Annotated in this window: 12 protein-coding genes and 3 pseudogenes; 8 read left to right on the forward strand and 7 right to left on the reverse strand. The window is 33.2% G+C overall.

The features are described 5' to 3' along the window. Positions 1-58: 58 nt before the first annotated feature. The 4 genes from H9631_RS08930 to H9631_RS08945 form a co-directional block, all read right to left on the reverse strand. Positions 59-652 (reverse strand): TetR/AcrR family transcriptional regulator, encoded by a 594-nt coding sequence (locus H9631_RS08930; RefSeq protein ID WP_191811935.1) that lies wholly within the window; start codon positions 650-652, stop codon positions 59-61. 19 nt (positions 653-671) lie between these two features. Beyond that, a complete protein-coding gene (locus tag H9631_RS08935; protein WP_191811937.1) occupies positions 672-1,385 on the reverse strand; it encodes an MBL fold metallo-hydrolase in 714 nt (237 codons plus the stop codon). 277 nt (positions 1,386-1,662) lie between these two features. Further along, positions 1,663-1,908, reverse strand: coding sequence for a PDDEXK family nuclease (locus H9631_RS08940; RefSeq protein ID WP_225220953.1), 246 nt, complete (start codon positions 1,906-1,908; stop codon positions 1,663-1,665). Positions 1,909-2,361: 453 nt separating this feature from the next. After that, on the reverse strand, positions 2,362-2,580 hold the full coding sequence (locus H9631_RS08945) for a helix-turn-helix domain-containing protein (protein ID WP_191811939.1): 219 nt from the start codon (positions 2,578-2,580) through the stop codon (positions 2,362-2,364). 95 nt (positions 2,581-2,675) lie between these two features. Between H9631_RS08945 and H9631_RS08950 the strand changes: the two genes are divergently transcribed. Continuing rightward, entirely contained in the window at positions 2,676-2,909 is a 234-nt protein-coding gene (locus H9631_RS08950; protein ID WP_191811941.1) for a hypothetical protein, read from the forward strand. 371 nt (positions 2,910-3,280) lie between these two features. On the opposite strand, the gene H9631_RS08955 is transcribed toward H9631_RS08950, so the two are convergent. Next, entirely contained in the window at positions 3,281-3,661 is a 381-nt protein-coding gene (locus tag H9631_RS08955) for a transposase (RefSeq protein ID WP_191811943.1), read from the reverse strand. 1 nt (position 3,662) lies between these two features. Next, a complete protein-coding gene (locus H9631_RS08960; protein ID WP_191811945.1) occupies positions 3,663-4,040 on the reverse strand; it encodes a hypothetical protein in 378 nt (125 codons plus the stop codon). A 726-nt stretch (positions 4,041-4,766) separates the two neighbouring features. Here H9631_RS08960 and H9631_RS08965 point away from each other — a divergent pair. The 3 genes from H9631_RS08965 to H9631_RS22840 all read left to right on the forward strand — a co-directional run bounded on the left by H9631_RS08965 (position 4,767) and on the right by H9631_RS22840 (position 9,266). Next, on the forward strand, positions 4,767-6,872 hold the full coding sequence (locus tag H9631_RS08965; protein WP_191811947.1) for an AAA family ATPase: 2,106 nt from the start codon (positions 4,767-4,769) through the stop codon (positions 6,870-6,872). Beyond that, on the forward strand, positions 6,857-8,818 hold the full coding sequence (locus H9631_RS08970; protein WP_191811949.1) for a UvrD-helicase domain-containing protein: 1,962 nt from the start codon (positions 6,857-6,859) through the stop codon (positions 8,816-8,818). The genes H9631_RS08965 and H9631_RS08970 overlap by 16 nt, the downstream gene beginning before the upstream one ends. A 184-nt stretch (positions 8,819-9,002) precedes the next feature. Then, positions 9,003-9,266, forward strand: coding sequence for a helix-turn-helix domain-containing protein (locus H9631_RS22840; RefSeq protein WP_191811951.1), 264 nt, complete (start codon positions 9,003-9,005; stop codon positions 9,264-9,266). On the opposite strand, the pseudogene H9631_RS08980 reads toward H9631_RS22840, so the two are convergent. Further along, positions 9,262-9,366: pseudogene (locus H9631_RS08980) on the reverse strand (permease); the annotation flags it as partial. The gene H9631_RS22840 and the pseudogene H9631_RS08980 overlap by 5 nt on opposite strands. A gap of 1,100 nt (positions 9,367-10,466) precedes the next feature. On the opposite strand from H9631_RS08980, the pseudogene H9631_RS08985 reads away from it, so the two are divergent. From H9631_RS08985 to H9631_RS09000, 4 genes and pseudogenes are all read left to right on the forward strand, one after another. Next, positions 10,467-11,631, forward strand: a pseudogene (locus H9631_RS08985) (IS256 family transposase); the annotation flags it as partial. A gap of 479 nt (positions 11,632-12,110) precedes the next feature. Beyond that, positions 12,111-12,851: pseudogene (locus tag H9631_RS08990) on the forward strand (IS3 family transposase); the annotation flags it as partial. A 332-nt stretch (positions 12,852-13,183) separates the two neighbouring features. Next, a complete protein-coding gene (locus tag H9631_RS08995; RefSeq protein WP_191811955.1) occupies positions 13,184-14,092 on the forward strand; it encodes a retron St85 family effector protein in 909 nt (302 codons plus the stop codon). A 197-nt stretch (positions 14,093-14,289) separates the two neighbouring features. Continuing rightward, positions 14,290-14,475 (forward strand): hypothetical protein, encoded by a 186-nt coding sequence (locus tag H9631_RS09000; RefSeq protein ID WP_191811957.1) that lies wholly within the window; start codon positions 14,290-14,292, stop codon positions 14,473-14,475. Positions 14,476-14,690: the final 215 nt, after the last annotated feature.

The raw sequence follows: 14,690 nt of genomic DNA on the forward strand, positions 1-14,690 counted from the left end.
CTTTTCTTATTTATTTAAGTTCTGGTTCATTATGTTTCAACTTTTTATTACTTTATTATTAAAAATGATTTTCTATTTTTTGCGGCTTCATTTTATGAATGCCTGCAAGAAAAGTATCAATGATCAGGCCGATGCTGACATCAAGATCGATTGGGATACCAAAGCCATTCTTTTGTTCAAGAGAAGCAAAGCCGTGTAAAATGCTGCGAAGCCCTCTGGATGCATGAATGGATTCTTCATCGTCGAGATCATAAGCCTGTAGCACACGAACAACAAGGTCAACAATTTTTGAACTAATAAGATTAAATTCTGCATTGTTCGAATCAGCATTTACCCAAAGAGTTGCTTCATATAATCCAGGATGAGTACGAGCAAAGCTCATATACACTTTACTGATCGCATGAACAGCTTCATCCTTTGATCGTCCAATCGCAGCTTGTGATAAATGTTTATATAATTCCTCTAATCCATAAATAGCTAAAGCCTCTTGTAAACCCTGTAATCCATCTACATGATTATATAAAGAAGGCGGGCGAATCTTTAATTTTTTTGCTAGTGTTGCTAAGGTTAAAGAGTGTACACCATCAGTGTCAACTATTTCTGTTGCTGCAGTTAAAATGGTGTTTAAATCTATTTTTGCTTTAGGTGCCATTTTTGATCCTCCATTTTGTTCAACTAATTGTTTTCTCAAGCTTAGAAATAGCGAGTTCAATTATACTTCCAGGCTGTTTGAGCATTTTTCCATGTCCTACTGCAAGAAGGGAGGGGTTTTGATTTTTAATCTTTATTGCACTTTTTAGTGCAACTTCCTTATTCCAAGTCGCGATGGCCGGGAAAGGAAATAAAACTTGTGTATGACCGGAAACTGAGACTCCACCTCGAGTTTGAAAAGCATCTCCAGCAATGATTGCTTTCGTTCGTTCATCAATAAAAGACATTGAGCCAGGGGTATGGCCTGGTGTACTGATCGCTTTCAGCGAGCCAATTCGATCTCCTTCTTGAAGTAACACATCTGGCTGTGTTTTGATCTCTCCAGGCTTAGGTACTCCACCTTTTATAGGTGTTTTATTTTCATTTTCATCTAAAGAGCGATCACCTCTTAATAAGCGTTCGTCCCTTTTGGAAATATAAACCATTACGTCAGGAAGCATCTCCTTTAGTTTATCCAATGAGCCGATATGATCCCCGTGAGCATGTGTTAAAACAATTCGTGTTAAAGGCTTCCCAATTTTTTGAGCTGTATCAATGATTGATTTATAGCAATTTGGCAGAGCAGTATCTACTAAAGTTAGTTCATTTTCTTCTTCTACAAAGTAACAACTAACTGGAAAAAGTGTAGGGTAAAAATTTAATTGATGAATAAAACCTTCTTTAACAACCTTCATTTGTTTACCACCTCATCTAACTAATAACGTTAGTTTTATTTTAACTAACATAATTAGTTTTGACAAACAAAATTTTTTCTAAAATAGTTTGAAAGATCTCTAATTCCTTTTTATCTTTAAAAAAGACTAGACCACTAAAATCACTCGATACCTCATTTAGATTCATTACGGAGAACCTTACCACAAATAGGTTGCTGCTTTCTTTAAAATATAATCCCCTAAGTATGATTGGGGAGTTGTTAGTAACCATGTTATGTAGGGAGGAGCCGATAGGTCTTCAGCTTCTTGAAATAATTTCATCATTAACGTGGTGACAAGTTGTAATTCCAAGTCTAAATCTAAGCTCCCCCTTTGTATCAATGAGATTTACAATTTTAAGCTCATACTGTTTACCTGTTTCCTCATCAAAACCATCATCTCCATGCCTTCCTGCCATCTTTTTAAGTCCAAACATTTTTGTTAGGAGTAATTCTCTAAATCCTCCATCATCAAATACACTAATAATATTCTCTTGAGGTACCATCACAGGATTAGAGTCATATTTCTCTACATGGGAAAACAGACTTAAAGCTGAGGAAAGATTAGAGCATATAAATAACCCTAAATTTAGTTTTGCTGATATTATTAAAAATGGTATCCTACATTACCATGATAAAAAGTATGATGAGTATTTTAAAGCTCTAGATGAAAACAAGTTTATTAAAAAAGCTAGGAAAATTGAGTTAGCTGAAAAGTTAGAAAAGGTTAAAATTGTTGATTTAATGAGCGATAAAGTAGAGACCGTAAAGAAAGTAGCAAAAAAGATAAGTAAAGAGCCTACTGAAGGACTATAATGAAAATTGTTTTTAACTCTTGATATTTTATTAAAAGCACTCATTCCGATTATGGAAAACGAGTGCTCTTTTGTGTTAATCTACCCAGTTTAATGGGTGTAAAATAGTGGTAAGAATAATGTTTATATAAGCAATAATAAAAACTACTCTTTATCTTCTTCAATATGAAATAGTTCATTCATATCACGTATATCTAATGCATTCACAATTTTATTTAAATGTTCCAATTGAATTCGTTGCCTTTTTCCATTAGCCAATTCACTTAATGCAGCTTGGCGAATACCAGTTTTAACATGGAGTTGTGTAAGTGATAAGTTATGCTTGTGTAATAAATGATTGAGCTGTAGTGTAACTTTTTTCATGTTAAATCCCTCTCTATCTATTGACTTTACGTATAAGCGTATATTATAATCAATGAAATATTTTACGCATAAGAGTATGGAAGAGGTGGATTTATATGATAAAGGAAAGAGCATCGGAAGATTTATTAGTTAGAGAATTAAATAGGAAGTTACTTTTTGGAGAAATAGAAGAAAAAGTGCTTAGTGTCACTTATAACTTACTTTCAGATAGGCTATATACTTTAGATGATGCAATTTCTGAATTAATTGAAACTATTATCTTATTAGAGCGTGAGCAACAAGCAATAGTAGACGAAATTGGTCGTTTGAGAGGGGATAGTCGCCTATAAAGTTCATCTTATCATTATGTATATAAAGATTTTTTAATTATTTCATTACTAATCACTAGCGTTGCATTAAAAGTTAAAGTTATTTATCTCATTATTCCGAACAAAGTTGTCCATCAAATTTGCCAAAAGGACAAACCTTAATCAAAGGTGACGCTGTCCATTTGGTAGAATATATAAGTTTAGTATCAGAGGCAGGAGGGACGGTCGACTTTTCCTTATGTAGGCTGAAGAATTTCCAACAGTTCATCAAAGTCGGAAAAAAGCAAAGCCCTCAACTTCGTGAACATTTGATATAACGTCCATTTGGTCTTGGTTTCCAACCGAAGAAGCAACAGCAGACTGTAGGCAATCATGGCAATATAAAGCTGGTTCTAGGCAGACTGTTCCGTTCGGCCATGGATATGGTTTATCTGCAGATGCTGCTTCATCCTTTTGAACATCAGTTCAATTTGCCAACGGGATCGATAGAGTTCAGAAATATCCTTTGCCGACAGGTCAAAACGGTTGGTGACGATTTGATACAGTTTTCCGGTATCATCATAAAATTCAACCAGCCTTAAGTGATTTTCCATTTTCTTTTGGGCTGAGCCTATGATGACTAAGGATTCACGGAAACCGTTTTGCTCCAGATCATCATAGATTAAGTCCCTGATATCCACGACGGTATTGGATTTCATCCTGGTCGCAAAGAAAATATCATCATGGCACCACAGATCAAACAGCTGGAAGTCATCATATCCCCGACCTATCACATTAGGTTACACCCAGTTCTGTGATAAATCGTGGCGCTTCAAGCACATCAGATCGTTCAGCTGGTGTCACTGCCAGTTTTTCCGGCTGGATGTCTTGTTCATTGATAAACTCAACCAGTAAATGGAGCTTAAGGCCTGACTTGGTCGAACGAAACGTTGCCCAATCATACAGGTTGAGGCTGAGTGGAATCGGCGATGAATCAAGAAACTTTACATTCGGAATGTGCCTTTTTCGCCCGCAAGATACCATGCGAATGCGCTGTGTCAGGGATTTCCAGATGTGCAAGAGACATACGGGATCGACCTGTCTATTTCTGGAAAGCTGTGAAGCACTGATGGAATCCAAACCCAATTCTTTTTGAAAGTCCTTCCTCTTCATGATCAGATCGTCGCTGATGGCCCTTAACCCCTCGCGTTTTTGTAGCTTGGCATTCAGGAACAAAAGCAATACCTTGTGGTAGTTGGTTTCTTTGTATATAGATCTTGTGGGGCTTAACCCATTTACCAAATGACGTGAATAGTGTATGCTTGTCCATAGGGTTTCCTTTGTAATGGATTTGGACAGGCTATCACCAATCCGTCCATTATAAAGGATTTTTTCTTTTTCGGATGTGTCTAAATTTTGAAACTATTGTATGCAACACTAGTGAAATAAGGTATAAGTTTTTCAAAATTTGTCTCGAAACTATCTGTTGTCCCATGTTTTTATACGATTTCAAGTACATAGTTTTTACATCCGCTTCAATAAATATCTACTTGAATATTTAAGTGTTTTACAAACTCATTGAGCTAGGTTTGGTAATCCCGATAACTGGATTAGAGGTATTACAGTTGCTAAATTGGATGAAAGTTAATTAATATTTGAAAGCGTATATTGAACTAATTCCGAAGGGGATTTTCATATTGTTATAAAAGGATTAATAGATTCCGTCTATTAGTCCTTTTTTACTTTTTAAAAACTCACCTTGGTGATTATTTTAACCTATATTAAACCAGTGAGTTTCTGGTAAAATATACTTAGATATCATAAAATTGGAAAATCAAAAACTAGTCTTTTGTATCAGTGCTTGGAACATTAACAATGACATAGTTGGGGGTTTTTGTATTGCTTTTAAAAGAAATAACTATACAAAATTATAGGAAGTTTAAAAATGAATCATTCTCAATGGCTGACGACATTACTTTGCTTGCTGGTGCCAATAATAGTGGTAAGACTTCTATGATTAATTTAATTGCTTCTATCATGCAAAACGGCAAAACACCATTTTATATTTCGGACATTCCAGTAAGCTTATCAAAGCAATGGGTTGATGAAGTGTATGATACATTCATATGCTGCTTTAGTAAATACGAGGATAAATTATCTACAGTAGAGAGAATTGTAAGTAAGCTATTTAGTACTGAATCATCTAGTTTAAAATGTGATTTAATCATACCTGCGACGTCAATACGATTTAAAATAGATTATTATGAAAACGATGATATTAGGAAGTTTGCCGATTTTATTATGGATTTGAATCCGAATAATAAAAGCTTCTATTTTGAATATTCCTTTCAGCCAACTAATATATCCTTCGGACAAGCATTGGAAGATAATTATAAAAAATTGTATGCAAGATACAAGAAAATTCAATCCTTGGAAGATCCAACTTCTAAGGTTGAGCAATTTAAAGAGGTAATATTGTCTATTTATGAAGCAAGTATCCTTGAAAAGTGTTATTTTAGCGATAGCAATTATTTAGATAAAGTAGAGATTGAAGTTTCAACTTTTAGGAGACTTTTTAATTTTAAATACATTAATGCAGGTAGACCACTCGATGATCAGAGTAATGGTAACTTTAAAAGTCTGAGTAAAAACATGGTTGAGCTCGCAACTCACAATGAAAAATTAGGTGCTTTACTAGAGGACTTGCCAGATCAAATACTCAGTCCTATACAAGATGCGAAAATTATTGATGAGGTAAGAGCTGCTTCGGTTACAGGTCTTAGCAATGCGATTAAAACTATTGCTAAAGCAAGTGGTGGTAATACAGGTAGTATGATTCTTAATATAGATATTAACGAAGAAACAATAACTTCGCTTCTTAATCAAATAACTAACACTAAATATCAATATGAAGGTTATGTCCTTAATGAAGCTTCTCAAGGATTAGGCTATAGCAATATGATTTATATACTTCTACAGTTAGAAACATATAAAAGAAGAATTGATCCACTATTAGTCAACCTATTTGTAATTGAGGAGCCCGAATCACATATGCACCCCCAAATGCAAAGGATCTTTGGGAAATATTTAAAAGATTACTATCTTCAAAAGAAAATACAGGGCTTAATAACTACTCATTCTGGAGAAATGGTGCGCATAACAGAAATGAAAAATCTCAGAGTTTCACGACCATTAAATCATTTAGAAAGTAAAATTTATGACTTTTCGACGTTTAAAAAAAGCTTGAGTGGTGATACTACTTTAGATACATTTTATGATTGGTTTTATGAAATTGGTTTTTCCGACATTGTTTTTGCAGATAGAGTTATTCTTTATGAGGGTGATACAGAAAGATTGCTTATAAGAAAGTTATTGACTTTAGATACATATGAAGAACTTAATCAAAAGTATATAGCATATGTTCAGGTTGGCGGGGCTTACGCTCATAAATATAGTAAGGTAATTAATTTCCTAAAAATAAAAACCCTTATTTTAACTGATCTAGATTACAAAAAAGATGCAGCAACTGTAGAAGCAGTAGAAGAGTCTGAAACAACAAATGCAACAATTAACAGCTATTATGGTGAGTCAAAAGGAAAAAAGTCTCCAACAGTACTAGATTTGTATAAATGGAAAGAAAAAGGTGAGAATGAGTTATTCGGGGGACTAGCTCTAGTGAGTTTTCAAGGTGAAACCGAGCAGTATGCTCGGACTTTAGAGGAAGCTATGCTATCGAAATTTTACAAATTTAATGTGCTGGAAAAAAAAGATAGAAATTTTTGGATTCAACAAAGAATTGCCGATAAACTTATTTATACTGTTCCAAATCCTGTTAAACCAAAAAGAGATGATTCAAACACAGACGAAAAATACAGTATTAGAGATATTGTTAAACATACAGAAAATAAAAAGACTGATTTTATGTATTCAGTTATTCTAAAGGGTCTGATAGAAAAGATGCTTCCCAATTATATTAAGGAGGGATTAGAATGGCTGCAAAAATAGTAGATAATATCTTTCTCGTTAATGCACCAGCAGGTAGTGGCAAAACAACAAAAATAAAATCAATGATTATTAAGCATAAGATAAAACATCCTTCGGATAATATATTATGTATTACTTATACAAAGAGAGCTGCAGAAGAGCTAACGAAAGGTTTAAACGAAGAAGGGATTGATATAAGTACAATTCATTCATTTCTTCACAAATTTTTAAGAATTTATTTTTGCAAGAATGAAATGATAGATTTATACTTTGAAATATTTGAGGATCTAATCAGAGAAAATATAGAGAATAGGGAAGAGAAAGAACATATATCAACAAGAAACCAAAAGTATATCGATAAGTATGGGTGTTTATCGATAGAAGTGATAAAAGCTAATATAAGTACTATTTATTATAATGAATCTTCGAACAATCATCTTTACAAAGGGGGATTATCTCACGATAGTTTGATTTTTTTTGCAGAAAAGACATTCGATAAGTTTCCAAAGATTAAGATGAGGTTAACACAAAAGTATCAATTGATTTTTATCGATGAGTACCAAGACTCCACATCTAGTGTATTAAAAATGTTTTATGAGGCATGTCTCAATACAAAATCAAGCCTCTATTTTCTTGGTGACAAGATGCAACAAATATACAAAAACTATGATGGGGCATTTGAGGAGGAATTAAAAACTCTAAATACTGATATTAAATTAGAGACTAATCACCGCTCAATTCCAGAAATCGTTTCAGTATTAAATAATATATATAATAATCAGGAATTCGAACAAAACCCATCGGAAAGAAACCGAGTCATTAAACCAGACCATCCACCAAGAGTAGTAATGTGCGATAACATTCAAGAAAGACTAAAAAGGGAGCATTTAATTTATCCAGATGCTTTATTGTTATTTTTATTAAACCAACAAAGATTCGATTCGATAGGTGCAGGTGAATTGTATAGACAATTTAATAGACTGGATAGATACTCACACGTAAAACAACTAAGTGCTATTGACGTCTTATCTGATAATACTAATGAAAATGCAGATCCTCTTTTAAACTTACTTTTTGTAGTAGAAAATATGCTAGATCATTACAAGAATTTTAATCTTGGAAGTATAATTCAAACTTTCAAATCGAATCGAAAAATATTTGATAGTAAAATTGGCACAATTACTAGTCATCAGGATAGAGTTGACTTAAGTAAACTTTTAAATCAAGTATATGACGCTTATAAAAAAGAAGATTCAATAAATGAATTTTTAACATTATTAAAGGGATTCAATCTTTTTAAAAAAAGCTATTTAGATAATATAGAGGATGAATACATTGAAGTTTTAAAAGTTAAATTACAAGAATTCGAGGTATTGTCTAATTATTTGAAAAACCCAAAAGTCTCAACACAGCACGGTGTAAAAGGAGAAAGTCATAACACTGTATTTTTTATTGCAGAAGATTCTTTTAGAACACCAGTGGTTCATATGCATAAGTTTTTAAAACTATGGACTATTAAGGAACTAACGTTAGATTCCTTAGAATCTTTTTATTATGAGTATAATAAATGGATTGAAGATACAATTAGCCATTTAAAATGTAAACTATTGGATTTAAATAAAGAAAGCTATCAAACACATGCAACTTACCTAAAATCAAGGGTAGAACAAATATGCAAACACTTTGAGGGGAATTTTTTATTTAAAGACCTTTGTGAAGATCCTTATAGTAAATACCTTCTAAAACCTAATGTTACAAACATAAAAAAATGTTTTAAAGGAAGTACTGTGTATGGAGTTCTTTCTGCGTATAAACTTTTTTATGTAGGTTGCTCAAGAGCCAGAAGTAATTTAACTATTTTTGTTGATAAATCTAAGGTAGAAGATTTTTCTGAGGATTTGATTGCCAAGTTAAAGAGAATCGGATTCAGTGTTGAAGTTGAAACAAAAGAATTGCTAAAAGTGTGAGTGAAAAATCAGTCTAGATCCGACCGAAGTCATCAAAAAAATCCCAATCGTATGATTAATTGTTAAGGATATTTCTATATAATAAAATTTAAGAAAGTATTCTTTTAGTCCTTTTTCCTTTCCTTTCCTTTTCTGTAGGGCAACAGATTGAAACGGTATTTTCAAAAAAATAAAATCGCTTTGATTGGCAAAGGGTTGGAGTTTAAAAGAATTATCCTGTAAAACTGGATTAAATGCTATTTATTTACATCATTTAGAAAATGCGGATAGACAAAATCCAAGTGTAAAGGCGTTATACAGATTATCCACTATGTTAGAGGTAGACATGAATTACCTTATTACAATCTTGATTGATGAGGAAAATGGACAGGAATTTTCTGAGAGGTATTGGAGACACAGAAGGTATTGGCTTATATTCCAATACCTTTTTCTTTTGTTGAAGTTATGATCACTCCGCCATATCCGCGGCCATCGACAGGCTTAATGCTTTCAACTCCAGCGATTAACAATGGAACAAACACAACATCTAATAATTGGGTGCTTAACATAAGCGCCCTTTGCAATTATTAATGAAAACAGGAGTTACAGTAGATCAGAAATAGAAATTTTGGATGTTTAAAAATTCTGTAAATTCTCAATATCAGCCAACAACTCCAATAATAAGGTTGCCGGAATATAAAAACTTTACGTTTGGCTATTGGATTAAACTTACTTATAATTACTTTTGTGTTAGTTAAAAATTCGCTGCTGTCTAGTGTCCAATTAACAGCAATTGTCTCATATATATTTCTTGTTGGGCTTAGAAGCCTGTATGGATTTTGAATAACGTTTATTTCGGGTTCTTGTTCTATATTATTAATTAACACCAGTATATAATTATCTCCTCTTTTTAGTAGCCCTTTAACCTCAAACATATAATTTGGAGATGTTGATAACTTGAAATCATACCTGCAACCAACTTCCCCCATATCAATGATTTCTCCCTCAAAGCTCAAGATTTTGCCTTTATTAAAAAGTTCTATAAATAGATCCTCAGCCCTTTTTTCTGTTATTCCTCTGGTCGTATAAATCCTGTTTTTTTCTCATTATCATTGCTGCTGATACTGTCTTCGTAAATTATTAAATTTTCCAATGATTGATTCTTCAATATATCCTTTATTAACTTATGTAAGAGCGTCTTCGCTTAAATCTCCGTATTTTTCAAGAACATTTAATCCGACTCGGTCTAAGTTCCCTTTGATGTTAACCTTTTCGATTATTTGGATGAATAGGATCATATTCACCCCTCATATTTTTTACTTTATTTGGTTTGACTTTAATGTTTTTGCTATCTGACTGTATGCTTCAGACATGGATGAATACCCAAACCTTCTAAGGCTTTGGTATCGAACTTGGATATATAGTATGCAACAATTAATGCCAGCTTGTTATTTCGCTCCATACAAACCTCCTAAAAGCTACACAGAAAAGTATTAAATTCAAAAACAAGTATAAAATAATGTCTAAAACTAATTGTATCAAGCTTGTTTACCTAAAATATCGAGAGTATAAAATATTTTGTGTAAATGAATAGAATGACAAAAAAGGAAGACCTTTTCTTGATAGAATTGAGTTACCACACAAAATTCACAGAAAAGAGGTCTTCCCTATGAATCAGTTTACAACAGAAATTGTCGATGCACTAGTCAAAAAACAAGATATCACCGAGGTTTTTCGTACGCATTTAGAAACGGCAGTGAATACGTTGCTTGCGACAGAACTTTTTTAGATTACGAAAAATACGATCGTATCGGCTTTAACTCAGGTAATTCGCGCAATGGTTCTTATTCTCGTAAGTTACACACCGAGTTTGGTGACCTAAATATCCAAATTCCACGTGATCGTAATGGCGAGTTTAAACAACAGACCGTGGCTCCATATAAGCGCTCAAACGATACGCTTGAAGCAACCGTCATTCATTTGTGCAAAAAGGCATCACAGTGACTGAAATCGCTAGTTTAATTGAAAAAATGTACGGGCATCATTACACACCACAAACGATTTCGAACATGACGAAGACTGTTGCCGAAACGGTTAAAGCATTCAATAACCGTTCGTTACATCAGCGCTATGTATGCGTGTATTTGGATGCGACATACATTGCGGTGCGCCGTGATACCGTGTCTAAAGAAGCCGTATATATCGCTGTTGGGATTCGTGAAGACGGCTCTAAAGAGGTGCTCGTCTACACGGTTGCGCCAACAGAATCAGCTTATAACTGGCATGAGTTATTGGAAGAACTGAAGGATCGTGGCGGTGAAGAGGTCCTTCTGTTTAGTTCGGATGGTCTAAAAGGGATGGCTGACGCTATTTTTACTGTGTTTCCAAAAGCGAAATATCAAGTCTGTTTAGTCCATGTTGCACGCAATATCACGCATAAAGTGCGTATAGAAGATCAAACTACGATCTGCGATGATTTCAAGAAAATTCATTAGGCATCGAGTTTAGAGGACGGGCAAAAAGCACTTGAAAACTTTTGTGAAACGTGGAAAAATGCGTACCCAAAGGTCGTGAAAAATCTGCGAGAAAACCCATATTTACTGACGTTCTATACATTTCCAAAAGTCATTTGGCGAAGCATCTACTCGACAAATTTGATTGAGTCGTTTAACAAAACAATCAAGAAATATACAAAGCGCAAGGAACAGTTCCCGAACGAAGAATCTCTGGAACGCTTCTTAGTGACGCAATTTGAAGAATACAACCAACGTTTCGCCACACGTTGCCACATTGGATTTAATCAGGCCCGAGCAACGTTAGAGGCGATGTTTGAACAATTCATGAGACGAAAGAGTAAGATGCGCCAGCGCGGAATTTTGATGTTTTGGAAAGGGCTAGCCCTTTCCAAAACATCAAAATCGATCCTTCGAACAAGTGTATTTTAAATCCAGAGTGACGATCTATCCGAAAAGGTTGGAAACTCATTTACACAAAATTATTGACTGTCCCGTTTTCTTTAATGGCCTTTAATTTAACCATTTATGAATTGATATTAGTAACATTTTCTTTTAATTAATAAGTGTGCTTCCTGTAAATACTTATTATTTTCAACATGATCTTTAAAATAAAGCCTGATAGCGGTCTAGCCTGGTTGGTTTTATCACAATGAAATATTAGGATAGCTAGAGGATTTTGAAAAGGTAGCCAATACCACCATTATGGAATGTAAATATAATTTTGAAAAATATGGTTTAGAAGGTCTTAAAGAATCCTCGACTGGAAAAGATACTCTAAGGATTTAAAACTGTCCGCATTGCATAAACGTCAAAATGAAAAAATCATTAAAGAAATGAACACCCTTCACGAAAAAGTTAAAGGTATTTTTGGTTACCGTCGAATGACTTTGAATATAAATCGCAAATTGGAAAAGAACTTCAACCATAAGCGAATCTATAGGCTGATGAAAATAGCTGGAATAAAAAGTATCATTCGAAAAAAGAAGAATCGTTACAAACATTCCTTCTCTCATCACATTGCAGAAAATGTGATGAACCGTGAATTCAAGGCCGACAAACCGAATGAGAAATGGGTTACAGATGTTACTGAACTTAAGTATGGGGAGTCTAAAAAGGCCTATTTAAGTGCAATTCGGGATTTATATGACGGATCAATAGTTAGTTATGTTTTAGGTTACTCAAACAATAATAAGCTAGTATTTAAGACAATTGATCTGGCTATAGCCCTTTTGGGTACAGATCGTCCCCTAATTCATAGTGACTGGGGATTTCAATATACACATCAAGGGTTTAAACGAAGAATAGAAAAGGCAAAGATGACTCAAAGCATGTCCAAGGTCGGAAGATGTATTGACAATGGTCCAATGGAATCTTTTTGGGGAACACTCAAAAGCGAAAAGTATTACTTAGAAAAATACGAGACATATAAAGAACTTTCTAATGCGATAGATGAGTACATACATTTCTATAATTATGACAGATATCAAGAAAGACTGAACGGCTTTAGCCCTATGGAATATAGAGCTAAAGCCGCCTAAGTAATTTTATTATTTCCACTGTCTACTTGACAGGGGGCAGTTCACTATCCGATTGTGCTTTGTTGAACCATCGATATAATACTCTAATCCTCCTAATCATCCTAATAATAAGATTATAGCAACTCTAAAATATATCTCCTCTACTTTTATAGAGTAAGCGTATGCAACTTTTTTAATGTTAATTGAATCTTGTAGGATTAGTCCCCTTGTCAGTTCTTAAAGAATTCCCTTTAAGTTGTACGGGAAATTATAGTTTTGCCTAGTTGAAAGTATTGTTTGTCTGGTAAACATTGCTATAATAATAATATTATTATTAAAAAACGGTGATTTTAATGACTTATAAAATTGATAATATTACAAAAGGGACAGTGCATGATATTTATGAAAAAATATTCTACAAGATAAATCAAAATTATGTTGATGTATTTCTATGTGGAGGGGCAAGCAGCTTAGTTAAAAAATCTATTAGAGATCAAGTAAGGGATGAAATGAAAAAATATTCAAACATAAGAATCCTTTATCCTGAAGATATGTTTATAGAAATGTTAAATAAGTATAAAAACTACGACTTATTAAGCTTGGAAGGGTTTCTAGCAGATAACAGTGATATTATATGTATTGTTTGTGAAAGTGCAGGTTCTTTAGTTGAGTTGGGTGCATTTACAAACAATGGTAAGACTGTAAATAAAGTGGTAGCAGTTATTGATGAAAAACGAAAAAGAGATAATAGTTTCATTATGTTAGGGCCTATAAAAATTTTACAAAAAATAAGTAAGAAAAATGTATTGTTTTATAATGAGAACGATATAACCACTTTAGAAAGAGACCTAAATAAAAGATTTAATATAAATAGAAGTAAAAGAGAAGAAATTATTAGTAATAGATCCTCCAATAATAAAGCTTTAAACACCATTATCGGAATGTATTATTTTATCCCTTTATTATTATATTTCTATAAAGATCTTTCCTCAGACAAAATTGTTGATTTAATAAGTTATTTGATGGAAAAGAACGAATATGAAGTTAAGGACTTTAATACTACTTATAGGGCTTCCTTAAAATTACTTCACAAAGATAAATATTTAAATAAACATGTGGTGCAGGGAGACACTCGTTTTTCTTTAACTGAAAAGGGATACAAAAATACAAATGATTTGCTTAATAGTGTAGAAATGCCTAACCGCACTAAGTTGTACGATAAGATAAGATTTGGTATTATTAAAGAGCAATATTATAATTAGCTCGCTTCCCTTAGATGTTATTATGAGTTTCATAGAAGGTGCACCTTTAATTTCTATGGAGCAAGTAATGGGAGACGGTTCGGATCCTGTGGTTTAAAGCTAAGTATGATTTTTAAAATTAAGAGATTAACTCCACAATTGTGAACTCAATCTCTTAATTTCAAAAAAAGACTAATGGTAAGGGAAGCGATGCTAAAGTGAAAAAAGATTTTATTAACACGTTTATTTTAAAATCATTAAAGCTACCTGTAATTAATGATTTTGATGCTCTAACAAATACTTTGGGTATTAGTAAAAAGATGATTTACTTATTATCAAATCATTCAAATAAATATTATAAAAGTTTTGAAATTCCTAAAAAAACGGAACAACAAGGCAAATAAATAGTCCAACATTATCCTTAAAATTAGTTCAAAGATGGATTCTAGAGGAGATACTTTATAAAATTGAAGTTTCTGAGAGAGCTCTTGCATTTAAAAGAGGTATAAATGGAATAAAAGAGAACGCTAGTTATCATACATGGGAGTGTAAACTTAACCGTGTAAGTGAGAGAGCGTACGGCTCTTGCTTCGCGGTTAAGTTTTTTTATTGGTAGAAT

Source organism: Bacillus norwichensis (genome assembly GCF_014836955.1).
Lineage (GTDB): Bacteria > Bacillota > Bacilli > Bacillales > Bacillaceae_C > Siminovitchia > Siminovitchia norwichensis.

Coding starts and splice junctions, on each gene's coding strand:
- H9631_RS08950 (WP_191811941.1), top strand. CDS start 2,676: ATGATAAAGGAAAGAGCATCGGAAGATTTATTAGTTAGAGAATTAAAT.
- H9631_RS08935 (WP_191811937.1), bottom strand. CDS start 1,385: ATGAAGGTTGTTAAAGAAGGTTTTATTCATCAATTAAATTTTTACCCT.
- H9631_RS08960 (WP_191811945.1), bottom strand. CDS start 4,040: ATGAAGAGGAAGGACTTTCAAAAAGAATTGGGTTTGGATTCCATCAGT.
- H9631_RS08940 (WP_225220953.1), bottom strand. CDS start 1,908: ATGGTACCTCAAGAGAATATTATTAGTGTATTTGATGATGGAGGATTT.
- H9631_RS08930 (WP_191811935.1), bottom strand. CDS start 652: ATGGCACCTAAAGCAAAAATAGATTTAAACACCATTTTAACTGCAGCA.
- H9631_RS08995 (WP_191811955.1), top strand. CDS start 13,184: ATGACTTATAAAATTGATAATATTACAAAAGGGACAGTGCATGATATT.
- H9631_RS08970 (WP_191811949.1), top strand. CDS start 6,857: ATGGCTGCAAAAATAGTAGATAATATCTTTCTCGTTAATGCACCAGCA.
- H9631_RS08945 (WP_191811939.1), bottom strand. CDS start 2,580: ATGAAAAAAGTTACACTACAGCTCAATCATTTATTACACAAGCATAAC.